A 23,356-nucleotide genomic window follows, 5' to 3' on the forward strand; every position below is an offset into this window, starting at 1 on the left:
CGTTCGGGCCGACGATTCAGGGTGGGTGCGGTATGGCAGAACAACTCCTCGACGACCTCTCCGGCGATGCGGCCGACCAGACCGATTTCATGGGGTTGGCCGAGCCTTTCCGTCGAGAGCTTCTCGCGCATTGTTACCGGATGAGCGGCTCACTCCACGATGCGGAAGACCTCGTGCAGGAAACCTATCTCCGCGCGTGGCGCGGCTACGACAACTTCGGTGGCCGCTCGTCGCTGCGCACCTGGTTGCATCGCATCGCCACCAACGTCTGCCTGACCGCACTCGAGGGACGCAAACGTCGCCCGCTGCCCACCGGCCTGGGCGCACCCAGTTCGGACCCGGCCGACGATCTCGTCGTCCGCCAGGAGGTGCCCTGGCTCGAACCCATCCCCGGCACCTACACCGACGACGGACGTTCGGACGATCCGTCCGACCCCGCCACCATCGTTGCCTCCCGGGATTCGATCCGACTTGCCTTCGTCGCCGCGCTGCAACACCTGTCCGCCCGGCAACGCGCGGTGCTGCTGCTGCGCGACGTCCTCCAATGGCGCGCCGCAGAGGTGGCGGCCGCTCTCGACACCTCCACCGCCGCCGTGAACAGCCTGCTGCAACGTGCCCGGGCACAGCTCAAGGAAGCCCAGGTCACCTCGGACGACGACCTCACCGAACCCGACAGCGCCGAAGCGAAGGCCCTGCTGGAACGGTGGGTCGAGGGCTTCGAGAAGTACGACATCGACTCGCTCGTCGACATGCTCACGAAGGACGCCATCTGGGAGATGCCGCCGTTCGACGGCTGGTACCAGGGTGCCGACGCCATCGTCAGACTCATCAAGATCAACTGCCCGGCAAAGGGTCCGGGCGACCAGGTGATGCTCCCGACCGTCGCCAACGGTCAGCCCGCTCTCGGGCTCTACATGATCGGGGAGGACGGCCGGCATCGCCCTTTTCAGCTTCAGGTGCTCGACATTGTCGGCGGGAAAGTCGCGCACACGACCGTCTTCTTCGCAGATGACACGACCGCGTTGTTCGCCCGTTTCGGATTGCCGGAGTTCCCGCCGGCCCGACGCTGACGGCACGTTCTCCGGGCAACACCGTCACGAGTCGCGGTAACACCGCCACCCACGACATCCCCTGATTCAGCGCCCCTGATAGAGAAGGGGGCATGATCACCGACGCGGCGCCCTTCCCGCTCGACAGACCCACCTCGTTCACGGGCATCGCCCTCTCGATCGTCGGGGACAACGAGATAACCGTCTCCCAGCCCGTCGGCCCGCGGTTCTTCGACCACCGTGGGCAGACGACGATCGGCTCGGTCGGCGTCCTCACCGACGTATCGGTGGGCGCGGCCGTCGCCGTCGGGCGGTTGCAGGCGACCGGCGAGCGGCCGCAGTCCGTGATGTCCCAGATCACCGCCTCGTCGGCGCATGCATTCCCCGTCGCGGGCACGGTCTCGGGGCGCGGACGGAGTGTGTACTTCGACGACACCACCGGCCTCGCCGAAGCAACGATGTTCGACGACGACGGCAACCCGGTCATGCACCTCACCGGACGGTCGATCGTGGTGGGCCGCGCGCCGTCCGACGCTCTGCGGGCACCGGACACCACTCATGCCGCCGTCACCGACATCGAGCCCGAGACGTGGGCGGACACCGGAGTTCTCGCAGAACTGCCGGGGCTCGAGATCGTCGAGGGAATCGCCGCCGAGACGCTGCCGCGCGGCCCGCTGGCGGGACTGCTGGGCCTGACCCTGACAGGCGTCCGGCGCGGCGCGGTCGAGGGTGAGATCGTCCCGCGCGCATGGATGGCCAATCCGATCGCCTCCATCCACGGAGGCGTGCTCATGGCGATGGCCGAGATCGTGTCCGGTCTCGCGGCGCAAACCCTCACGGGCGTCGGCGGACGGTACCGGCTCCTTCAGATCAGCGCCGATTACCTGCGCTCCCCTGCCGTTCCCGGCCCTGCCGTGCAGCTCAGGTCCGAGGTGACCCGCGCCGGTCGCCGCCTCGCCTCGATCGAGACGGTTCTCTCGGGTGCCGACGGCACGGTGTATGTGCGTGCCCATGCCAACGCTCAGTTGTTCCCCGGCGCGTAGGACCGCACGCGCGTGGTCACGCGGCTCGGCGCGCGGCAGTCACCGCTGCCGCGCCGAGCCGCGGGAAACGCCCGTCCGACAGCGTCGTGAACGCGTTGCCCATCCGGTTGGTGACGAACGCGACGGACAAGCCCGTCTCGGGGTCCGCGAACGCACCGGAGCCGCCGAAGCCGTAGTGCCCGACGGATCGGAGCGGCTGCTGCCGCAGAGCGACCCAGGCCGGGTGGTAGCCGAGACGCCAGTTCGCCCGGATGCCGAGCACGTAGTCGCGATGCCGGGTCTGCACCTCGAGCATCTGTGCCACGGTGTCCTTCTTCAGCAGGCGGACACCGTCGATCTTCCCGCCGCCTGCGATCGCCGCATACATCCGGGCCAGGGCCCGCGCGGTGAAGACGCCGTTCCAGCCGGGCATGACGGAATCGTGGGCCCGCGGACTGCGCATCAATTCGTCGAAGCCCTCCGCCATACCGGCCTCGGCGAGTCCGCGCAGGCCGGGTGTCCTGGCCAGGACGGCGCCCGCTATCGACCACGGCGCGGGCAGGAAGTTGACCTTGGGAAACACCCTTGCGATTCGGTAGCGCTGGTCCTGCGGAACCCGGTACCAGAACTCCTCCGTGCGGAGCGGCCCGGCGATTTCGGTCCGGATGAGTTCTTCGAACGACGACCCGGACGCGCGCGCGGCGACCTCCGCAACGAGGTTTCCGTACGTCACGGCGTGATATCCGGGACCGGTCGTGCGGCGCCGATCGGGAGGCGCTGCGGCGAGCGCGACGGCGACGGCGTCCGAATCGAGCAGACCGAACCGTCCGGGCACGAGGCCCCGCGCCTTGTGCAGACCGGCGCGGTGGGACATCAGCTCACGCACGGTGATGGTGTCCTTGCCCGCGGCGGCGAACTCCGGCCAGTATTCCGCCACGGGACTGTCGTACTTCACCAGTCCCCGCTCGGCGAGCCGGTGGAGCACGGTGCTGGCGACACCCTTCCCGGTCGAAAAGGACAGGGCCACGGTGTCGTGGTTCCAGCGCCGGTCCCGCGCGGCCCATCCCGCCCAGATGTCGAGAACGCACTCGCCGTCCAGATAACACGTCATGGCGCCACCGCCCTGACCCGGCGAGAAGAACATCCGGAAGAACAAATCCGCGACCGGCATGAACCGCGGGTCGACCACCATCTGCGTGGCCGGTATGTCGTTCTGGGTCATGCGAGCGTGCTCCTACCGCTGACGTCCCCAACCACTACTTCTCGCACGATGGTAGGAGCCCGGCACCACCGGCGTGGAAGTTCTCCGCGTTCGGAGGCGCCTGCATCCGCTGCGGAATCGGTGTAAGGATGGACCACATGACCATCGCCCCACATTCGGAGACCCGCTCCGGTATCGACCTCGAATACGTCGACCAGCATGTTCGCCCGCAGGACGACCTGTTCGAGCACGTCAGCGGGCGGTGGCTCGCCGAACACGAGATTCCGGCCGATCGTGCGCTCGACGGCGCGTTCCGCACACTCGCCGACAAAGCCGAGGCCGATGTCCGCTCGATCATCGAGGACGCTGCCGCTTCCGGTGCCGAACCGGGCACCGACGCCCAGAAGATCGGCGACCTGTTCGCGAGTTTCATGGACACCGACGCCATCGAGGCCGCGGGCCTCGCTCCGATCTCCGCCGAACTCGACGCCGTGGCCGGGGCACCCGACCGCACTGCGCTCGCATCGGTGCTGGGTGCGCTGCAGCGGACCGGGGTCAGCGGGGCGCTCGCACACTACGTCGACACCGACTCGAAGAACTCCCAGCGGTATCTGATGCACGTGGCCCAGGGCGGGCTCGGTCTGCCGGACGAGTCCTACTACCGGGAGGACCGGTACGCCGACATCCGGGCCTCGTACACGGACCACATCGGCCGCATGTTCGCCCTCGCCGGCCTCGACCTCGACCCCGCGCGCGTCGTCGCGCTGGAGACCGCGCTCGCGGCCGGGCACTGGGACGTCGTCAAACGCCGCGACGCGGACCTCACCTACAACCTGATCACCCTGGATTCGCTGGTCGCCGATCATCCGCAGTTCGATTGGACCGGTTGGATCACCGCGACCGGTGCGACCACCGAGCAGTGGTCGGAGATCGTGGTGCGGCAGCCCAGTTTCCTCGACGTGTTCGCGCGGTTGTGGGCGGACGAATCCCTCGACGACTGGAAGGCGTGGGCGACGTGGCGGGTCCTGCGGGCACGCGCGCCGTATCTCACCTCGGCGATCGTCGACGAGAACTTCGCGTTCTACGGGCGCGAACTCACCGGTACCCGCGAGATCCGCGCTCGCTGGAAGCGGGGGGTGTCGCTGGTGCAGGACCTGCTCGGCGAGGCAGTCGGCAAGATCTACGTCGAACAGCATTTCCCCGCCGAGGCGAAGACCCGGATGCAGGTACTGGTCGAGAACCTCAAAGAGGCGTACCGGCAGAGCATCACCGACCTCGAGTGGATGAGCCCGGAGACGCGCGCGGCGGCGCTCCGCAAACTCGACAAGTTCACGCCCAAGGTCGGATATCCGGACAAGTGGCGTGACTATTCGGCGGTCACCGTCACAGCCGGGGACCTCGTCGGCAACTACCGCAGCGGATATGCCGCGGAGTACGACCGTGATCTCGCCAAGCTCGGGGGTCCGGTCGATCGCGACGAGTGGTTCATGACTCCGCAGACGGTGAATGCCTACTACAACCCGGGGATGAACGAGATCGTCTTCCCCGCAGCGATTCTCCAGCCGCCGTTCTTCGACCTGCACGCCGACGACGCCGCCAACTACGGCGGGATCGGCGCGGTTATCGGACACGAGATCGGCCACGGTTTCGACGACCAGGGCGCCAAGTACGACGGCGACGGAAACCTCGAGAACTGGTGGACCGATTCGGACCGCGCGGAATTCGGTAAGCGCACCGCACAACTCATCGCACAGTACGACGAGTTCGAGCCGAAAGCGCTACCCGGGCACCACGTCAACGGAAGCTTCACGATCGGTGAGAACATCGGCGACCTCGGCGGGCTCTCGATCGCGTTGAAGGCGTACGCGATCGCGCTCGGCGGCCGACCGGCGCCTGTGCTCGACGAACTCACCGGGTTGCAGCGCGTGTTCTTCGGCTGGGCGCAGGTCTGGCGCACCAAGGTTCGCGACGAAGAGGCTTTGCGCCGGCTTGCTGTCGACCCGCACTCGCCGCCGGAGTTCCGGTGCAACGGTGTCGTCCGGAACATCGACGAGTTCTACGAGGCGTTCGATGTACGCGAGAGCGATGCCCTCTACCTCGATCCGTCGGAGCGTGTGAAGATCTGGTGACCGATGCCGAACGCCCCCACATCCGTCCCGGATGTGGGGGCGTTCGGTGGATTTGCAGTCCCGGTTACCTCAGCCCTGGCTGGCGCCGGGCACCGGAATACCGCGGGCATGGAACCACGGGATCGGGTCCGTCTTGACGCCGTTGGGCAGCCACACCTCGTAGTGGAGGTGCGGTCCGGTGGACTGGCCCCGGTTACCCATGGTCGCGATGATCTCGCCGGCGCGAACGTGCTGCCCGACCGAGACCAGCGACTGGTCGATGTGCCCGAAGACGCCGATCGTGCCGTCGTCCTGAGCAACCCGCACCCAGAGGCCGAATCCCGTCGCGGGGCCGGTTTCGATCACGACGCCGTCGGTGACGGAGACGATGGGCGTTCCGATCGCGTTGGCGACGTCGATGCCGTTGTGGTTGGTGCCCCAGCGAGCGCCGAAACCGGAGGTGAGGATTCCCGCGGCCGGGAATGCCAGGGCGGGGCGCCGCGCAGCCTCTTCGCGAGCAGCCTGTTCTGCGGCCGCCCGATCGGCTTCTTCCCGCGCGATACGGTCGGCTTCAGCCTGCCGTGCGGCGATTTCGTCGGAGATTCGCTGCGCGTCGCGTTCGGCTGCGCGTTGCAGCTTTCCTGCGTAATCGGCCGATTCGAGTCCGGCGACCTTCAGTACTTGCGGTGCGGTGGACAGGACGATCGAACCGGTACCCGTCCATGCGGGGGTGTCTGTTCCGTAGGGTCCGCCGGCTGCGCTCGCAGCCGTTGCTCCGCCTGCCGTGACAGCACCGGTGACGATGACCACGGCCGCCCACCGGCCGACGCGTGCAGCCTTGGTGAGGCCGTGGGGTGCACGGGTGGTGTGGTCTTGGTGTTCCGATGTGTGTGACAAAGCAGGATTCCTTTGGCTCGTCCCCTGGTAACGAAGTGATTACGACAGCATCACGATAACGTCGTATCCGGGCATTTACGGCGTGGCGCCTTGACACAACCGTTGCCAAACGTGTTTCGAATTACGAATTCGGGATCTCTGCAGTCACACGAACCTCAGTCGATTCGCGAGGTCTCGGAGGTTTCACACCGAAAGTGATCGGGATCACTCTCGGACAAGGTTTCAGCGTGTCCGGTTCATCACCTTCTCGGCTGCTTCCCAATGCGCATCGGCGACCCAGAGTCGGGCAAAGGCGTCGACGGCCTCGGCGGGAGTCGCACCGCTCATCACCCGTTTGATCGACGCGGACGACCCGTTGGCGAGCGACCGGCCGAGCGCGCGCCACCCCTCTTCGAAAGTCTCGCGGGGCAGGACGCGGTCGACGAGACCGATCCGCTCGGCCTCCTCGGCGCGCAGAATCGTTCCCGCGCCCGCCAGCATCAGGCCTCGGCCCCGACCCACCAGAGCGGCCAGCCTCTCTGCCCCGCCCCACGCCGGCATGATGGCGAGCGCGGACTGATTGAAGCCGATCTTGATGTCGGCGGCGGCGACCCGGATATCCGCGGCCACCGCGACCTCGGCGCCTCCGCCGAGCGCATGTCCGTTGAGTGCTGCGACGACGGGTGCCGGGAACTCCGCGATCCGATCGCAGATCGCCCGCATCTGGCGCGCCATCTCGGCGGCCTGCTCGTGGGTGCGCAGTTTTGCCAGTTCCTTCAGGTCCCCGCCGGACACGAATGCCTTGTCTCCGGCGCCCCGGATCACCAGTGCGCGCGCACCCGCCGCCTCGTTGAGAACCTTCTCGAGTTGATCCATGGTCTCGGGCGCAATCGCATTGCGAGCGTGGGGGCGATCGATCGTGACGATCGCCAGTCCGTCTTCGACTTCGAGGTCGACCATAGTTCTGTTCTCCAAATTGATATTGGGATTCTGGAAAACGGAGAATAACATGCTCGAAGATGCCTCAGCCGACTCCGAGAGCTACGAAGCAGGCCGGAGCGGTCTCACCCCTCTGACCTTGGAGCTCCCACGATGCGGCAGTTGCCCCCCGAATTGGTCGAACGCTACGAGAACGAAGGCTGGTGGACGCGCGAGACGATCGGCGACATGCTGGCGCGCGGATTGAAGGCCGCTCCCGACATCGAATTCCGGGTGCACTCCGACGTGCGCCCCTGGTCGGGAACGGTCGGTGAGGTGGAGAACGTCGCGCGGCGTCTCGCAGCGGGGCTTCGCCGGCGCGGCGTCGGCCCCGGTGACACGGTGGCATTCCAGTTGCCGAACTGGATGGAGGCGGCGGCCGTCTTCTGGGCGACATCCTTCCTCGGCGCGACCGTGGTGCCGATCGTGCACTTCTACGGCCGCAAGGAACTCGGGTTCATCCTCCGCGAAGCGTCCCCCCAGGTTTTCGTGTGTGCCGAGCGGTTCGGTTACACCGAGTACCAGGCCGACCTCTGCGCCGACATCCCGATCGTCGGCGTGGTCGGACGCGATTTCGACGACCTACTCGACGCCGAACCCTTCGAAGGCGTGCTGCCGACCGACCCGGCGGCACCGGCACTGCTCGCGTTCACTTCCGGCACGACGAGTGACCCCAAAGGCGTGGTCCACAGCCACCGCACACTCGGATTCGAGACGCGCCAACTCACCGCCCGCTACCCCTCCGACCGCGGCAGGCAGCTCACCGGTGCGCCGGTCGGGCACTTCATCGGCATGGTCAACGCCTTTCTGATCCCCCTGCTCGACAACAGTCCCATCAATCTGCTCGACGTCTGGAACCCCGCTCGCGCAATCGAACTCATGGAGAGCGACGGACTGGTCATCGGCGGCGGCGCGACCTATTTCGTCACCAGCCTCCTCGATCACCCCGACTTCGACCCCGACCGGCACCTGAAGTACATGAGGTACGCGGGCCTCGGCGGATCGACTGTTCCGGCCGCCGTCACCCGCCGGCTCGACTCGCTCGGCATCACCGTGTTCCGGGCGTACGGGAGCACCGAGCACCCGTCGATCACGAGTTCTCTGGTGACCCACCCCGTCGAGAAGCGGCTCTTCACCGACGGCTGCGTATCCCCGGGTGTCGAGATCCGCCTCACCGAGGACGGCGAGATCCTCAGCCGCGGACCGGATCTCTGCATGGGCTACACCGACCCCGACCTGACCGCCCGCATGTTCGACGAGGACGGGTGGTACCACACGGGCGACATCGGAGTGCTGGACGAGGACGGCTTCCTCACCATCACCGACCGTAAGGCCGACTTCATCATCCGGGGCGGCGAGAACATCAGCGCCCTCGAAGTGGAGGAAGTACTGCTGACTCTCCCGTCTGTTGCCGAGGCCGCGGTCGTCTCGGCCCCCGACGAACGACTGGGCGAACATGCCGCGGCCGTCCTGCGCCTGCATCCGGGCCACGCGCTGCCCACGCTCGACGAGGTGCGCGAACACTTCCGGCAGTCCGGAATCGCGAAGCAGAAGTGGCCCGAGGAGTTGCACGAAGTCGTGGACTTTCCCCGCACGGCGAGCGGGAAGATCCAGAAGTTCCGGGTGCGCGGGGATATTGCGGCCTCCCACGGAAGAGAATAGTATTCTCAAAACAGGAGAAGGAGGATCTATGTCATCGAAAGAATTGCCGTATCCGCTGTTCGATGCGGACAACCACCTGTACGAGACCGAGGAAGCCCTCACCAAGTTCCTCCCGGACAAGTACAAGGGCGCCATCAAGTACGTGCAGGTCGACGGCCGCACGAAGATCGCGATCCGCAACCAGATCAGCGAGTACATCCCCAACCCCACCTTCGAGGTGGTCGCTCGCCCCGGAGCGATGGAGGACTACTTCAAGAACGGCAATCCCGAGGGCAAGAGCAAGCGGGAGATCTTCGGCAAGCCGATGAAGGCGATCGATGCCTTCCGCGAACCCGCCGCACGCCTCGAACTCATGGACGAGCTTCAGATCGACCGCACCCTGATGTTCCCGACGCTGGCCAGCCTCGTCGAGGAGCGGATGCGCGACAATCCGGAACTGATCCACGCGGTCGTCCACTCACTCAACCAGTGGCTGTACGAGACCTGGGGCTTCAACTACAAGGACCGCATCTTCACCGTCCCCGTCATCAGCCTGCCGATCGTCGACAAGGCGATCGAAGAACTCGAATGGTGTGTCGAGCGCGGCGCGAAGGCGATCCTCGTCCGGCCCGCTCCGGTCCCCGGCTACAAGGGTCCGCGTTCCTTCGCCCTCCCCGAGTTCGACCCGTTCTGGAAGCGCGTCGTCGAACTCGACGTCCTGGTCACCCAGCACTCGTCCGACAGCGGCTACGCCCGGTACAACCAGGAGTGGGACGGCACCGGCGAAGAGATGCTGCCCTTCGTCACCAATGCGTTCCGCATGGTCAGCGAGTGGCGGCCGATTCAGGACGCCGTCGCGTCCTGGGTGTGCCACGGTGCGTTGTTCCGCTTCCCCGAACTGCGGATCGCGGTCATCGAGAACGGTGCGTCCTGGTTGCCGCACGTCCTACAGACCCTCGGAGACACCTTCAAGAAGGCTCCCGAAGGCTTCGGCATGCAGGATCCTGTCGCGGCGGTCAAGAAGAGCATCTACGTCAGTCCCTTCTGGGAAGAGGACTTCAGCAAGCTGACGGCGCTCATCGGCGCCGACCACGTGCTCTTCGGCTCGGACTACCCCCACCCCGAGGGCCTGGCCGAACCGACCAGCTACATCGAACACATCCAGCATCTTCCGCTGGAGGATCAGAAGCTGGTCATGGGCGGCAATCTCGCGAGGCTGCTGAAGGTATGACCTGGCGGACCATCCCCGAGATGGTCCTCAGCACGGACGACCGCTTCGGCGATGCCGAAGCGGTCGTCGACGGGGACCTCCGGATCACCTTCACCGAACTCACCGAGCGCATCCGTCGCGCGGCCGGGGCTTTCGCCGCGGCCGGCATCGACAAGGGTGATCGGGTCGCGATCTGGGCCCCCAACTCTGCCGAGTGGATCGTCGCGGCCTTCGGACTGCTCGCGGCCGGCGGCATTCTCGTGCCCGTCAACACGCGCTACCGGGAAGACGAGGCCGGCGACATCATCCGTCGCAGCGGCGCCAAGCTGGTGCTGGTTCAGAACGGTTTCCTCGACACCGAGTTCCGCGCTCCCGCAGGCATACCCACTTTCGACCTCAAGTCCGGGTTCCTGAGTAGCGGCAACCCCTTCGCGCGGAGGCTGAGCGGCGACGACGTCGCCGACATCATGTACACCTCCGGAACCACCGGCCGCCCCAAAGGCGTGATGATGAATCACACCCAAACGCTGCGGATGTTCTCGGAGTGGTGCGATCTCGCCGATCTCCGCAAGGGTGATCGGTACCTCGTCGTCAACCCCTTCTTCCACATGTTCGGTTACAAGGCCGGACTCGTCGCGTCGATGATCCGGGGCGCCACCGTCTTTCCCGTGCCCGTCCTCGATGTCGACCACGTCCTCGACCTCGTGGAACGAGAACGAATCACCATGTTGCCCGGTCCACCGGCGCTCTACCACTCTCTCCTGGCGGCGCGCGGGTCACGGGATCTGTCGTCGTTGCGGGCGGCGGTGACCGGCGCCGCGGACATCCCCGTCGACCTGGTCCGCCGCATCGCCGACGAACTGCCCTTCCGGACCATCATGACCGGATACGGACTCAGCGAGGCAGGCACCGCCACAGCGTCCCGGTCCGGCGACACTTTCGAGCCGATGTCGTCGACACCAACCTCGTCGGCACCCTCAACGCGATCCACGCCGCGCTTCCGCATCTCACCGAAGGCGGCTCCATCATCGCCACCGGCTCGACGGCCGCCCTGATGGATGTGGCCAAGGTCGACGTCCCCGGTAAGGATCTCGGCGGGGTCGCCTACGTGTTCTCCAAGCGTGCCATCGCCCAGCTGGTGCACGAACTGGCAACGCATCTCGCACCCCGCAAGATCCGGGTCAACGCACTGCATCCCACCAACTGCAACACGGAGATGCTGCAGAGCGAGCCGATGTACCGCTCGTTCCGTCCGGACCTCGAGCACCCGACCCGCGCGGACGCCGAGCCCGTGTTCGGTGTCCAGCAGGCCATGCCGATCCCTACATCGAGCCCGAAGACTCCAGCAACATGGTGCTCTTCCTCGCGTCCGACGAGTCGCGCTACGTCACGGGCATGCAGATGCGCGTCGACGGTGGCGGGTACCTGAAGTGGTACGACTTCCACATCTGACCGTCACAACGCGCGGGACTTTCCCGGGTGGTCGTGGGAATATCCGGGCGCCAACCAATTTCAACCTCAACCGGGAGGAAATATCGTGAAGGTGAAAGTCGATCCCGAACGTTGCCAGGGGCACACCCTCTGCGCCATGGCGGCACCGGAGGTATTCGAACTCAGTGAAATCGACGGCCACGCCACAGCCGTCGTCGAAGAAGTACCGGCCCATCTCGAGGAGGCTGTGCGGGAAGCCGCGCGGTCCTGCCCGGAGCAGGCCGTCCAGATCTCCTGACCCGCAGCGTTTCGAAACCCTCAAGCGAAGCGTGAGAGAGGAAACCATGAGTGTCGACGACGTCGTTGCCGATAATTCCCACCGGACCCCGGTCTTCAATTTCGACCGGCACGCCGCCGACTACCGCGAGAACTTCCTGCCGATCACGGAGGAAATGCAGTCCAAATGCCCTATGGCATGGTCGGACACCCACGGCGGCCACTGGGTCGCCGCGGGTAGCGACGAGGTGTTCAACATCGTCCGTTCGCCCAACGTCTCGAACGACCACGACCTCAAGGGAGTCCGTCGTGGTTACAAGGGGATCATGATCCCCACCGCACAACGCGCATCCGGCGTGCGAGGCGGCATCCTCGAGATGGACGATCCGGAGCACCGCGAGTTCCGGGCCCTCCTCAACCCGTATCTCTCCCCCGCTGCGATCCAGAAGTGGATCCCCATCATCGACGAGGTCGTGCAGGCCAGCCTCGATGAGAAGATCGAAAGCGGCCGACTCGATTTCGTCGACGACCTCGCGAACGTCGTGCCGGCGGTCATCACACTGGCGATGCTCGGAATCCCGATCGAGAAGTGGGAGGTCTACTGCGAACCGGTCCACGCGGCCATCTACACCCCGCCGGATTCCCCCGACATCGCACGCATCGGTGAACTTCACCGCACGATGGGTATCGACCTGCTCACCAATCTGTTCGAGATCCGGGAGAACCCCCGTCCGGGTCTGATCAACGCGATCGCCGATGTCGAGGTGCTCGGTGAGAAGCCCGACGACATGGAGTTGCTGGGCATTCTCAGCCTGCTCATCGGCGGCGGCTTCGACACCACCACCGCGCTGACAGCACACGCGCTCGAATGGCTGGGCGAGAACCCCGACGAGCGGACGCGTCTCAGCGAAGAACGCGACGCCCTGCTCGACAGTGCCACCGAGGAGTTCCTGCGCTACTTCGCTCCGACACCCGGTGACGGACGGACCTTCTCCGCGGACTGTGAATTCAGCGGCACGCAGGTCAAGGAAGGCGAGCGCATCTGGCTCTCGTGGGCGATGGCCAATCGCGATCCGGCCCTGTTCGACGAACCCAACACGGTCGACATCGAACGTAAGGGCAACCGCCACTTCAGCTTCGGATTGGGTGTACACCGCTGCATCGGTTCGAACCTGGCGCGGACGGTGTTCAAGCGGATGCTGATCGCGGTGTTCGATCGTATGCCGGACTACAAGTGCGATGCGGAGAACACGGTTCACTACGACTCGATCGGAGTCATCCAGGGGATGCGGCACCTGCCCGCAACGTTCACACCGGGCGAGCGGATCGGCCCCGGTCTCGACGCGACCCTGAAAAAGCTGCAGGTCCGTATCGACGAAGAGGGACTCGCAGCACCCATCACGGCAAAGAAGTAAGGACGCTCGGGTAAGTGGCTGACACAGCGGTGGTCGATCAGGAATCAGGGAACGCAGGGACACGGGACACGCCGGCGAAAGCGTCCGGACGCCCCCTCCCCCAGCTGACCCTGGAGAACAAGTTCTTCTGGAAATCGGGCGCGGACGGCCGGTTGCGGATACAGGAATGCGAGTCGTGCTCGGCTCTCATCCATCCTCCTCAGCCGATCTGCCGCTACTGCCGGGGGAAACAGATGGGTGTACGTGTCGTCTCGGGATACGCCACACTCATCGGATTCACGGTCAACCACCGCTTCGGTCTGCCCGGCCTCCCTACGCCGTTCGTCATCGCTCAGGTCGCACTGGAAGAAGACCCCCGGGTGCGGCTCACGACCAACCCGGTGGAATGCGACGCCGAGCAACTCGAACTCGGTATGCGCATGGAAGTCGTGTTCGAAGCCGACGGCGACGTCTGGCTTCCGTTCTTCCGCCCGGTAGCGGAGCAGGGTCCCCCTGCTCCCCTGCCGACGGACGAGATCGAACCGGACCGGATCCGATTCCATATCCGTCCCCCTGTCACTCAGGACAAGTTCGAGGACAAAGTCGCCATCAGCGGTGTCGGCATGTCCGACATCGGACGCCGCATGATGGTCAATCCGATCGCCCTCACCATCGAGGCCTGCGAGCGCGCCGTGGCCGACGCCGGGCTGACGATGGACGACATCGACGGACTGTCGACCTACCCCGGTGCCGGCCCCCTGGTCGGAGTCGGCGAGGGCGGCATCAGCGCACTCGAATCCGCGCTCGGCCTGCGCCCCACCTGGTTCAATGGCGGGCTCGAAACCCCCGGCCCCAGCGGCTCGGTGATCGCCGCGATGCTCGCGGTGGCGAGCGGGCTCGCACGCCACGTGCTCTGCTACCGGACGTTGTGGGAGTCCACCTACAGCGAAATGATGCGCTCGGGCGACATCACCCCGTCCGGTGGGCGCACGACGAGTTGGATGATGCCGTTCGGTGCAGTCTCCGCGGCGCACACACTCGCCCAGAACGCCCAGCGACACTTCCACCGGTACGGAACGACCCGCGAGACTCTCGGCTGGATCGCATTGAACCAGCGGGCCAATGCCGCACTCAACCCGACCGCGATCTACCGCGACCCGATGACCATGGACGACTATCTGTCCGCCCGTCCGGTGACCACTCCCTTCGGGCTCTACGACTGCGACGTCCCGTGCGACGGTGCCGTCGCGGTCATCGTTTCCGCTGCCGAAACGACCGGCGATCTCGCCCGGCCCGCCATCCGCGTCGAAGCGGTCGGAACCCAGATCGTCGAGCGCATCGAGTGGGACCAGAGCACCCTCACGCACGAACCGCAGGTCCTCGGACCGGCCGCGCATCTGTGGACACGCACGTCGCTTCGTCCGGAGGACGTCGACGTCGCCCAGTTGTACGACGGCTTCAGCTTCAACGCCCTGTCCTGGATCGAGGCGCTGGGGTTCTGCGGGATCGGCGAAGCGAAAGATTTCCTCGACGGAGGAAAGAACATCGCGCGCGACGGCATCCTCCCCCTCAACACGCACGGCGGTCAGCTCTCGCACGGCCGCACCCACGGCATGGGCCTCGTCCACGAAGCGGTCACACAGTTGCGCGGCGAAGCGGGCGACCGTCAGGTTCGCGATGCGCGTGTCGCCGTCGTCAGCAGCGGCGGGCTCACCCCGGGCAGCGCGATGCTGCTCCGGAGCGAGTCGTGATGGCCGCTCACCCCCACACCTCACCGATCGAGGAGGCCCGCGTCGACGGCGCGGGAGGCGACTCACCCGTCTCTCGCGTCGTCGATGTCGAGGGCATCCCGATGTCCGGTCTGCTCGCCGAAGCCCACACGCCGCGCGCCGTGATCGTCGCGCTGCACGGTGGCGCCGCCCGGTCCGTGTACTGGGACTGCCCCGACCACCCGGAACTGTCGCTGATGAGAGAGGCCGTGGCGCAGGGGTTCACGGTCCTGGCGCTCGACCGTCCCGGCTACGGGTCTTCCCGGCCGCACCACGAGGACATGACCGAACCCGGGCGAAGGGTCGAGCTTGCGTACGCGGCGATCGACGCGTTCCTCGGCACCGGACCGCGCGGTGCCGGTGTGTTCCTCTGGGGGCACTCCGTCGGAAGCGAATTGACGATGCGGATGGCCGCCGACGATCGCAACGGCGACATCCTCGGTCTCGAACTGTCGGGTACCGGACGCGAACATCACCCGCTCGCGGCCGAGATCTTCGGTACCAAGGATCGGTACGCGAATGCCCGCGGCGTCGGCGAACTGCTCTGGACCCCGGCCGATCTCTACCCGGCCGACATCATCGGCGGTGCGAAGATCGCCTCGTCCACCCCGTCGTACGAAGGGGTCGTGACAGCATCCTGGCCCCAGGAGAACTTCCCCGCGCTCGCAGCGCAGACTCGAGTACCGGTGCACTTCACCGCCGCAGAACACGAAAAGGTTTGGCGCAACGACCCGTCCGCGCTCGATGATGTTGCAGCAATGTTCACGGAGGCGCCCCGAGTACAGGTCCACGTGGAGCCGTCGGGTGGGCACAACCTGAGCATCGGTTACGCCGCCCCCGCCTACCACCGTCGCGTGATCGCGTTCCTCGAGGAGTGCATCGAGTACCGCGCGGATGTCAGCCCATGACCACCACCAACGGTAAGGAGGTTCGGTGATGCGCGTCGGATTCATCGGGCTCGGAAGTCAGGGCGGGCCCATGGCCCGCCGTATCGTCGAAGCAGGTTTCGAGACCACCCTGTGGGCGCGCCGGCCCGCATCGCTCGAACCGTACGCCGACACTGCGGCCACCTACGCAGAATCACCCGCCAAGCTCGCAGCGGTGAGCGATCTGGTGTGCGTGTGCGTGGTCGGCGACGACGACGTCCGTCAGATCGTCACCGGCGAGAACGGACTCCTCGAAGGACTCCGCGAAGGCGCCGTCATCGCGATCCACAGCACGATCCACCCCGACACTTGCCGGGAACTCGCCGAGATCGCCGGAACACGCGGGGTCTCGATTGTCGATGCGCCGGTCAGCGGTGGTGGAATGGGCGCAGCCGCAGGCACTCTGCTCGTCATGGTCGGAGGCGATACCGACACCGTCGAGAAGTGCCGTCCGGTGTTCTCGACCTACGGCAACCCAGTAGTGCATCTGGGCGAGTTGGGGGCGGGCCAGGTCACCAAGCTCCTCAACAACCTCTTGTTCACCGCGAACCTCTCCGCCGCCGCGAGCACCCTCGAACTCGGTGCGGCACTCGGCATCGATTCGGCACGCCTGGGTGAGGTCGTCGCGAACGGCACCGCGAACAGCTTCGCCCTCGGACGGGTCGTGTCGGCCGGCGGAACACTCGACCGTATCGCGCAGCACGCGGGTGAACTCCTACGCAAGGACGTGCGGCACATCGCGGAGATCGCCGACACGGCCGGCGTCACCCCCGGTGCCGCGCTGACCGCAGCGGACGCAACCCTCGAGATGATGGAGTACCCGCGGTGACCACAGTGCATTTCGTCGGCGCGGGCCGCATGGGCCTGCCCATGGTGCAGCGTCTCGTCTCGAACGGCCACGACGTGCGGGCCCTGGCTCGCAACGAGGAAACCCGATCCGCTCTCGAGTCGGCCGGAGCCGCGCCGGTTACGAACGTCTCCGAAATAGGCGACGGTGCCGACATCGTCGCGGTCTGCGTCTTCACCGACGCCCAGGTCAGGCAGGTGTTCCTCGACGACGGAGTGCTCGCCCGTATGCCGCGGGGCTCTGTTCTCGTCGTCCACACGACGATCACCCCGCGTTCCATCGAAACGTTGACGGCCGAGGCGGAACCCTACGGGGTGTCGGTCGTCGACGCGGCGGTCAGCGGCGGACCGCACGACATCGCGGCCGGCGCGCTCACACTCTTCGTCGGTGGCCCGGACGACGCGGTCTCCGCGGTCACGCCCGTGCTGAAGAGCTACGGAGATCCGGTCATCCATGTCGGCGAAAGCGGCAGTGGACAGCGGGTCAAACTGGTCAACAATGCTCTGTTCGCGGCGGAGATCGGCTTGATGGCGGAGGCAGCGGAACTCGGACGCCGGCTCGGCCTGGACGAGAAGGCACTCTTCGAAGCGCTTCCTCATGCGAGTTCGGCGTGCAAGGTGATGGGCAACATCGCCATGCGCGGTTCGGTTGCAGAGTTCCGCAGTGCCGTCGGTGAGTTCCTCGCGAAGGACGTCGCGGTCGTGCGCGCCACGGTCGCCGAACTCGGCGCCGACCTGGGTGTGCTCGACACCGCGATCGACGCTCGAACGTAGAACCACGCACCTGGGGGCATCGGGCGGCGCACGCGATGTGCGCCGCCCCGATGTCTCGGCCGGGCCGTCAGACGAGGCGGGATTCGCGGCCGGTCCAGTACCCGTCGCGCAGCCGGCGCTTGTACAGTTTCCCGTTGGGATCGCGCGGGAGTTCGGCGACGAAGTCGACGGTGCGAGGACATTTGAAGGCGGCGAGTTTCGTTCGGCAGAACTCGATCAGCTCGGCCTCGAGTTCGGGACCCGCAGCGTCGGATGCGGCCAGTTGCACAACGGCTTTGACGGCTTCTCCCATCTCGTCGTCCGGCACACCGATCACGGCTGCGTCGACCACCGCGGGGTGACCGATGAGAAGGTTCTCGGTCTCCTGCGGATAGATGTTCACCCCCCGGAGATGATCGTGAAAGCCTTGCGGTCGGTGAGGTAGAGATAACCGTCGGCGTCGAGGTACCCCATGTCACCCAGGGTTCGCCAGCCCTTGTCGTTGGTGATCGACGCCGTCTTCTCCGGATCGTTGTGGTACTCGAACGCCCGGCCGCCCGCGAAGTACACCACCCCCACCTCGCCGGGCGGAAGCTCTTCTCCGTTCTCCCCGACGATGTGGCACTCCTGCATCGGCCGGCCCACCGAACCGGGGTGCGACAACCACTCTTCGGGGGAGATCGCCGACGCGCCCACATCCTCTGTACCCGAGTAGTACTCGTGGATGATCGGTCCCCACCACTGCATCATTGCCTGCTTGATCGCAACCGGGCAGGGGGCGGCCCCGTGGACGACTTCCCGCAGGCTCGACGTGTCGTACCGAGCGCGAACCTCCTCGGGGAGTTTGAGTAAACGAACGAACATGGTGGGGACGAACTGCGCGTCGGTGACGCGATACTTCTCGATCAACTCGAGACAGGTGCGTGCATCGAAGTTCTCCATCACCACGACCGTGCCGCCGAGCCGATGCCAGGACATCGAGAAAACCAGTGGCGAAGCATGATACAGCGGAGCGGGTGAGAGATAGACGACGTTCTGACGCGGTCCGTTACGCAGGAGACCGCGGGCGATGAGAACGGGGGCGCACGTGGGATCACCGAGGGGCGTGCCCGGCCACGGCTTGCGCACCCCCTTCGGAAAGCCCGTGGTGCCACCCGAGTACAGCATCTCCCGGCCCTCGACTTCGCCGTCGAGTGGTTCCGCAGATTCGCTGCACAGGACGTCGTCGTAGTTCTCGAATCCCCGGATCGAACCGCTCGCCGACACCCGCACTCGAATGGCACCGAGGTCGAGGTTGTCGACCACCTCCGCCATTGTTTCGCTGCTGACGAGGGCGATGGCACCGCAATCGTTCAGCACGTGCTGGACCTCACCGGCCCTGAAATGCCGGTTGATCGCCGTATAGTACAGACCCGACCGCTGTGCCGCCCAGCAGATCTCGAGGAACGGGCGGTTGTTCTCCATGAGGATTGCGATGTGGTCGCCGGGGCGTAGTCCCCGGGATCGGAGTGCTCGCGCGAACCGGATCGAACGCTCCTCGAGTTGCGCGTAGGTCACGGTCTCTCCGCTGGAGGCCATGACGATCGCGGGACGGTCCGGGGTGGCGCGCGCGTGCGTACTCGGTATCAACGGTCCCTGTGTTTCGGTCACGGACTCTCGCCTTCTTCGTCGCCCGCCAGCCCCGCCGACGAAACGGAAACATTGTTCTCACACACTAGAACTTTGTTCTTGCTGTGGGTAGGTTCGACTTATGGACGGATTGAAGGACAAAGTCGTTCTGATTGCGGGCGCCGCAACCGGACTCGGCGCCGACTCCGCGCATCGTCTCGCCAGGGAAGGTGCTCGAGTCGTCGTCGGCGACATCGATGCGGACGGTGCCGAACGGACCGCTGCCTCCATCCGCACAGCGGGCGGTGAGGCGACCGCGGTGCAGTTCGACATCTCCGACGACGATTCCGTGCGAGTCCTCGTGGCGTCGACCGTGGATAGCTACGGCGGACTCGACGCGGTTCACATCAACGCCGGCGACATGTCCGCCGTCACCAAGGATTCCGACGTCGTGAGCATCGACCTCGACGTGTGGGACCGCACGGTCGCGGTCAACCTGCGCGGCCACATGCTCGTCACGCGGCACACTGTCCCTCTGCTGCTCGAGCGCGGAGGTGGCGCCGTCGTCTACACCTCGTCGATCGCCTCGTTCACCGGTGATCCGCAACGGCCTGCATACTCGGCGACGAAAGCGGGGATCAATGCTCTCGCACGTCATGTAGCGTCGCGGTGGGGGCGTGAAGGAATCCGCGCCAACGCGGTGACACCGGGGCTCATCCTGACCGACGAGATCCGGGAGGGCGCGGCGCCCGAACTCCTCGCCGGAATGCTGGCGCGCACGCGCAGCACCCGCCTCGGGGAAGCCGCCGACGTGTCGAGCATGGTCGCGTATCTGATGTCCGACGACGGGTCCTGGATCAACGGGCAGGTTGTCAACGTGGACGGCGGAACCGTCCTGCGTTGACGACCTGGTCCGTGTCCGTGGTGCGCTAGCCCTGCTCGGCCGCAGCGTCTTCCAGCGAAACACCGTGTGCCTGTTCGAGGTAGCGCACCACTGCGGTCTGGTCCGCACCCGGATCGAGGGCGTCGACCGCCGCATCCCAGACGCGGCCGATGGCTTCTCCCAGCACCGGCTCGATCCCCTGGTCGTGCGCGAGATCGAGCGCGATGCCGATGTCCTTGCGCATCAACGCGGCGGCGAATCCCGAATCGAACGTGCGCGACAGCACGAACTTCTCGTATTTCGTCTCGGTGGCCTGATTGCGTCCGCTACCCGCGTTGAGCACCGCGAGAAGGGTTTCCGGCGCGATGCCGAATTTCCTCCCGACGAGCAGGGCTTCCGCCGCGACGAGGACATTGTTCGCAGCCAGCAGGTTGTTGAGCGCCTTGGCCGCATGTCCCGAACCGACCGCGCCGACGTGGATGATCTCGCGTCCGGTCTCCTGCAACAACGGACGAACCCCGTCGACGACTGCGGTATCACCACCGACCATGACTGCGAGGGCAGCCTGCTCGGCCTTCGCCACCCCACCGCTGACGGGCGCGTCGACGAACGAGATCCCCTTCTCGCCGGCGATCCGCGCGAGACGCTGGGTCCGCGTGGGCACGCTCGACCCCATGTCGATGAGCACGGCGCCCGGACGGAGATGCGCCAGCAGACCGTCCTCGCCCAGCACCACGGAGTCCACGATGTCGCTGGTTGGCAGGACGAGGACCACCGCATCGCAGTTCGCGAAATCCGAGAATCCCGCTGCGCCGGTGACACCGGGATGCTCGTCGACGAAGCGCTGCTGAGAATCGGCGTCGGCGTCGCGGACCACCAGGGGCCGGGTGCTGCGCGCGAAGTTGCGTGCGATCGGGCGGCCCATCGCACCGAGACCGACGTGGCCCAGACGACCTACCGACGTCGGACTCATGCTCCCGCCTCGGCGGAGGAGGGACCGGACTCCGCTGCGTCGAGCGGTCCCAGTTGTTCGACGAGTGTCGCCTGGACCACCCGCATCGCGGCAAGGCCCGCGGGCGCGCCGACATACGCGGTGGCGTGGAGTACCGCCTCCGATATCTCCCGGCGGGTCAGCCCGTTCCGGAGGCCCGCGCGCACGTGGGTCGCGAGTTCGGTGTGCTGGCCCAGCGCGATGAGCAGGGAGACGGTGACGAGTGATCGGTCTCGTCGTCCCAGGCCGTCACGGGTCCACACGCCACCCCAGACGAATTCGCTGACGTACCCCTGCAGGGCTTCCCCGTCCGTGCCCGCGTTGCGGCCGAGTGCAGCGTCGACGTACTCGTCACCCAGCACGTCCCTCCGCACGGTAAGACCGGCGTTGTAGACAGTGTCGTGCGCGGCAGCGATCTCGCTCGGCGCTGTCGTGACCTCTGGAGACATCGATGATCCCTTCGTGGCCGGCCGCATTCAGAGCCGTGCCGAATCGAGTTTGACTGTGACGCATTTGACCTGGCCGTAATGGTGGAGCGCTTCGACGCCCTTCTCACGGCCGTACCCGCTGTGTTTCCAGCCTCCGAACGGTGTCTGCACCGACCCCGTCGACCAAGTGTTGACGAAAACCTGGCCGGTGCGCAGGCGTCCGCTGACCGTGAGCCCACGGGATATGTCGCGGGTCCACACTCCGGCGACCAGTCCGTAGTCGGAGTCGTTGGCAATGGCGATGGCGTCGGCTTCGGTGTCGAAGGGGATGACGACCAGCACCGGGCCGAAGATCTCTTCCCGGGCGATGCGCATCGCGTTGTCGACGCCGCTGTACACCGTGGGGTCGATGTAGAAGCCACCGGATTCGGCGGCGAACGCCGACACCGTGCCCCCGGTTTCTACACGCGCACCTTCCGATTCGGCGATCTTGAAGTATTCCTGCACCTTCTCGAACTGGTCGCGGGTGATGAGGGGGCCCATGTCGTGGCCGACGCGGATGCGGGACACCGCGTCCACCAGTCGGGTCACCACCTCGTCGTGCACGTCGCGCTGCACGAGAAGCCGAGTCCCGGCCGAGCACACCTGCCCTGCGTTCGCGGTGAACCCTTGCACGGCCCCCGCCACCGCCGCCTCGAGGTCGGCGTCGGCGAACACGATGTTCGCGGATTTGCCACCCAGTTCCAGCGTGGCCGGAATGATGCGGTCGGCCGCGATACCGGCGATCACACGGCCGGTGGGCACCGAACCGGTGAAGGCAACCTTGGCGACATCCTGGTGACGGACGAGTGCCGCCCCGGCTTCGGCTCCCGTACCGAGCACCACGGTGAAGGCACCCTCGGGGAAGCCCACCTCGGTCGCCAACTGCGCAAGTCGCACACTCGATGCCGATGTGTTCTCGGACGGCTTGAGAACCACCGTGTTTCCCGCCGCCAGCGCGGGAGCGCACGCGCGCGCGGACTGGTTGAGCGGAAGGTTCCACGGGGTGATCACGCCGATCACACCGAACGGCTCACGAATGGTGAACACGTGCTGGTCGGGTGCCACATCCAGGGTCTCGCCCGCGGGCATGCCGACGAGACCGCCGTAGAACTCGAAATAGGTCGCGGAGTTCTCCACCTCCGCGAGCGCGACCTTCTCCGGCTTGCCGGTTTCGCTGCTCTCGAGTGTCGCGAGAACGGTTGCGTCGGCCCGCATCGCGCGGGCGAGGTCGACGAGGAGGCGCCCGCGTGCGAGCGCGGGAATCGCAAGCCACTGCTCCGTCGCCTTCGCTGCCGCTCGCACGGCTGCGTCCACGTCGGGGGCATCACCGCGCGCGACTTGCCGTATGGTCCGGCCGGTCGCGGGATCGGTGACCGCAAGGTACTCGCCACCGGCGGGTGCTACCGCCGCGCCGCCGATCCAATGGTCGAGCGTCTCAACCACCCGGACCTGACGAAGGCGTTCCTCGGGTTCAGCGTTCATCTGCTCTTCCGGTCGACGCTGTCGCCTCGCCTACGCGAGCTGGTCATCCTCCGCACCGCACATCTTCACGGGTGCGAGTACGAGCGCGAGCATCACAGGGTCATCGCGACGGCAGAAACGGACCTGACCTCGAACGGGGTCGACGCCGCGCTGGACGGGAAGTCGGACGATTCGTTCGAGAGCACCCTGCTCGAGGCAGTCGGCGAACTACACGAGTCCTCTCGGATCTCCGAGCAGACCTGGACGGCGCTTTCAGCGCGTCTCGACACCAAACAACTCATGGACCTGATCTTCACCGTAGGTGGCTACAGCCTGTTGGCGATGGCCTACAACACCTTCGGTATCGGGTTCGAAGACGAAAGGTAGAAAGCCTTGCCCCACTTCACCAAACCGGCCGAGGGAAGCTGGACCGAGCACTATCCCGAACTCGGTACCGCCCCCG

At 66.2% G+C, this 23,356-nt stretch carries 19 protein-coding genes and 3 pseudogenes; 15 read left to right on the top strand and 7 right to left on the bottom strand.

The genetic code is table 11. The features are described from left to right. Positions 1-32 precede the first annotated feature (32 nt). Together AC0B44_RS13480 and AC0B44_RS13485 are read left to right on the top strand one after the other, a co-directional pair. A complete protein-coding gene (locus AC0B44_RS13480; protein WP_471903360.1) occupies positions 33-1,070 on the top strand; it encodes a sigma-70 family RNA polymerase sigma factor in 1,038 nt (345 codons plus the stop codon). A gap of 92 nt (positions 1,071-1,162) precedes the next feature. Next, a complete protein-coding gene (locus tag AC0B44_RS13485; RefSeq protein WP_471903361.1) occupies positions 1,163-2,092 on the top strand; it encodes a PaaI family thioesterase in 930 nt (309 codons plus the stop codon). A 16-nt stretch (positions 2,093-2,108) separates the two neighbouring features. Here AC0B44_RS13485 and AC0B44_RS13490 read toward each other — a convergent pair whose 3' ends face one another. Next, entirely contained in the window at positions 2,109-3,293 is a 1,185-nt protein-coding gene (locus AC0B44_RS13490) for a serine hydrolase domain-containing protein (protein ID WP_471903362.1), read from the bottom strand. A 137-nt stretch (positions 3,294-3,430) separates the two neighbouring features. Between AC0B44_RS13490 and AC0B44_RS13495 the strand changes: the two genes are divergently transcribed. Continuing rightward, positions 3,431-5,401 carry a M13 family metallopeptidase gene (locus AC0B44_RS13495; protein WP_471903363.1) on the top strand — a complete coding sequence of 657 codons (1,971 nt, stop codon included), beginning with the start codon at positions 3,431-3,433 and terminating at the stop codon, positions 5,399-5,401. Positions 5,402-5,470: 69 nt separating this feature from the next. Here AC0B44_RS13495 and AC0B44_RS13500 read toward each other — a convergent pair whose 3' ends face one another. Continuing rightward, the gene (locus AC0B44_RS13500) at positions 5,471-6,190 is read right to left on the bottom strand and encodes a M23 family metallopeptidase (RefSeq protein ID WP_471903382.1); all 720 of its coding nucleotides are present in this window, start codon (positions 6,188-6,190) and stop codon (positions 5,471-5,473) included. Between the two features lie 309 nt (positions 6,191-6,499). After that, a complete protein-coding gene (locus AC0B44_RS13505; RefSeq protein ID WP_471903364.1) occupies positions 6,500-7,216 on the bottom strand; it encodes an enoyl-CoA hydratase/isomerase family protein in 717 nt (238 codons plus the stop codon). Between the two features lie 132 nt (positions 7,217-7,348). Here AC0B44_RS13505 and AC0B44_RS13510 point away from each other — a divergent pair, with 132 nt between their 5' ends. The 10 genes and pseudogenes from AC0B44_RS13510 to AC0B44_RS13555 all read left to right on the top strand — a co-directional run bounded on the left by AC0B44_RS13510 (position 7,349) and on the right by AC0B44_RS13555 (position 17,501). Then, positions 7,349-8,896, top strand: coding sequence for an AMP-binding protein (locus AC0B44_RS13510; protein ID WP_471903365.1), 1,548 nt, complete (start codon positions 7,349-7,351; stop codon positions 8,894-8,896). Between the two features lie 28 nt (positions 8,897-8,924). After that, positions 8,925-10,106, top strand: coding sequence for an amidohydrolase family protein (locus AC0B44_RS13515; RefSeq protein ID WP_471903366.1), 1,182 nt, complete (start codon positions 8,925-8,927; stop codon positions 10,104-10,106). Then, positions 10,103-11,044, top strand: a pseudogene (locus AC0B44_RS13520) (AMP-binding protein); the annotation flags it as partial. The gene AC0B44_RS13515 and the pseudogene AC0B44_RS13520, both read left to right, overlap by 4 nt. Next, positions 11,032-11,537, top strand: a pseudogene (locus AC0B44_RS13525) (SDR family oxidoreductase); the annotation flags it as partial. The pseudogenes AC0B44_RS13520 and AC0B44_RS13525, both read left to right, overlap by 13 nt. A gap of 85 nt (positions 11,538-11,622) precedes the next feature. Continuing rightward, positions 11,623-11,814 carry a ferredoxin gene (locus AC0B44_RS13530; RefSeq protein ID WP_378606147.1) on the top strand — a complete coding sequence of 64 codons (192 nt, stop codon included), beginning with the start codon at positions 11,623-11,625 and terminating at the stop codon, positions 11,812-11,814. A 46-nt stretch (positions 11,815-11,860) separates the two neighbouring features. Beyond that, a complete protein-coding gene (locus tag AC0B44_RS13535) occupies positions 11,861-13,207 on the top strand; it encodes a cytochrome P450 (protein WP_471903367.1) in 1,347 nt (448 codons plus the stop codon). A 29-nt stretch (positions 13,208-13,236) separates the two neighbouring features. Beyond that, the gene (locus tag AC0B44_RS13540) at positions 13,237-14,937 is read left to right on the top strand and encodes a thiolase C-terminal domain-containing protein (RefSeq protein WP_471903383.1); all 1,701 of its coding nucleotides are present in this window, start codon (positions 13,237-13,239) and stop codon (positions 14,935-14,937) included. Further along, positions 14,937-15,863 carry an alpha/beta hydrolase gene (locus tag AC0B44_RS13545; RefSeq protein WP_471903368.1) on the top strand — a complete coding sequence of 309 codons (927 nt, stop codon included), beginning with the start codon at positions 14,937-14,939 and terminating at the stop codon, positions 15,861-15,863. Before AC0B44_RS13540 ends, AC0B44_RS13545 begins: the two co-directional genes overlap by 1 nt. Positions 15,864-15,891: 28 nt before the next feature. Continuing rightward, entirely contained in the window at positions 15,892-16,710 is an 819-nt protein-coding gene (locus AC0B44_RS13550; protein WP_471903384.1) for an NAD(P)-dependent oxidoreductase, read from the top strand. Further along, positions 16,707-17,501: an NAD(P)-dependent oxidoreductase gene (locus AC0B44_RS13555; RefSeq protein ID WP_471903369.1), complete on the top strand. Its 795-nt coding sequence runs from the start codon at positions 16,707-16,709 to the stop codon at positions 17,499-17,501. Before AC0B44_RS13550 ends, AC0B44_RS13555 begins: the two co-directional genes overlap by 4 nt. 67 nt (positions 17,502-17,568) lie before the next feature. On the opposite strand, the pseudogene AC0B44_RS13560 reads toward AC0B44_RS13555, so the two are convergent. Continuing rightward, a pseudogene (locus AC0B44_RS13560) lies at positions 17,569-19,058 on the bottom strand (acyl-CoA synthetase). A 172-nt stretch (positions 19,059-19,230) separates the two neighbouring features. Between AC0B44_RS13560 and AC0B44_RS13565 the strand changes: the two are divergent. Then, the gene (locus tag AC0B44_RS13565; protein ID WP_471903370.1) at positions 19,231-19,992 is read left to right on the top strand and encodes an SDR family NAD(P)-dependent oxidoreductase; all 762 of its coding nucleotides are present in this window, start codon (positions 19,231-19,233) and stop codon (positions 19,990-19,992) included. Positions 19,993-20,017: 25 nt separating this feature from the next. On the opposite strand, the gene AC0B44_RS13570 is transcribed toward AC0B44_RS13565, so the two are convergent. The 3 genes from AC0B44_RS13570 to AC0B44_RS13580 are packed head-to-tail and all read right to left on the bottom strand — an operon-like array spanning position 20,018 to position 22,875. Further along, positions 20,018-20,944: an NAD(P)-dependent oxidoreductase gene (locus AC0B44_RS13570; protein WP_471903371.1), complete on the bottom strand. Its 927-nt coding sequence runs from the start codon at positions 20,942-20,944 to the stop codon at positions 20,018-20,020. Continuing rightward, positions 20,941-21,411, bottom strand: coding sequence for a carboxymuconolactone decarboxylase family protein (locus tag AC0B44_RS13575; protein WP_471903372.1), 471 nt, complete (start codon positions 21,409-21,411; stop codon positions 20,941-20,943). Before AC0B44_RS13575 ends, AC0B44_RS13570 begins: the two co-directional genes overlap by 4 nt. A gap of 27 nt (positions 21,412-21,438) precedes the next feature. After that, positions 21,439-22,875 (bottom strand): aldehyde dehydrogenase family protein, encoded by a 1,437-nt coding sequence (locus AC0B44_RS13580; RefSeq protein ID WP_471903373.1) that lies wholly within the window; start codon positions 22,873-22,875, stop codon positions 21,439-21,441. Between AC0B44_RS13580 and AC0B44_RS13585 the strand changes: the two genes are divergently transcribed. After that, complete coding sequence (locus tag AC0B44_RS13585) at positions 22,771-23,280, top strand: carboxymuconolactone decarboxylase family protein (protein WP_471903374.1); 510 nt, start codon at positions 22,771-22,773, stop codon at positions 23,278-23,280. The two genes, AC0B44_RS13580 and AC0B44_RS13585, sit on opposite strands and share 105 nt — an antisense overlap. Positions 23,281-23,356: the final 76 nt, after the last annotated feature.

This window comes from Rhodococcus sp. NPDC019050 (assembly GCF_055664235.1).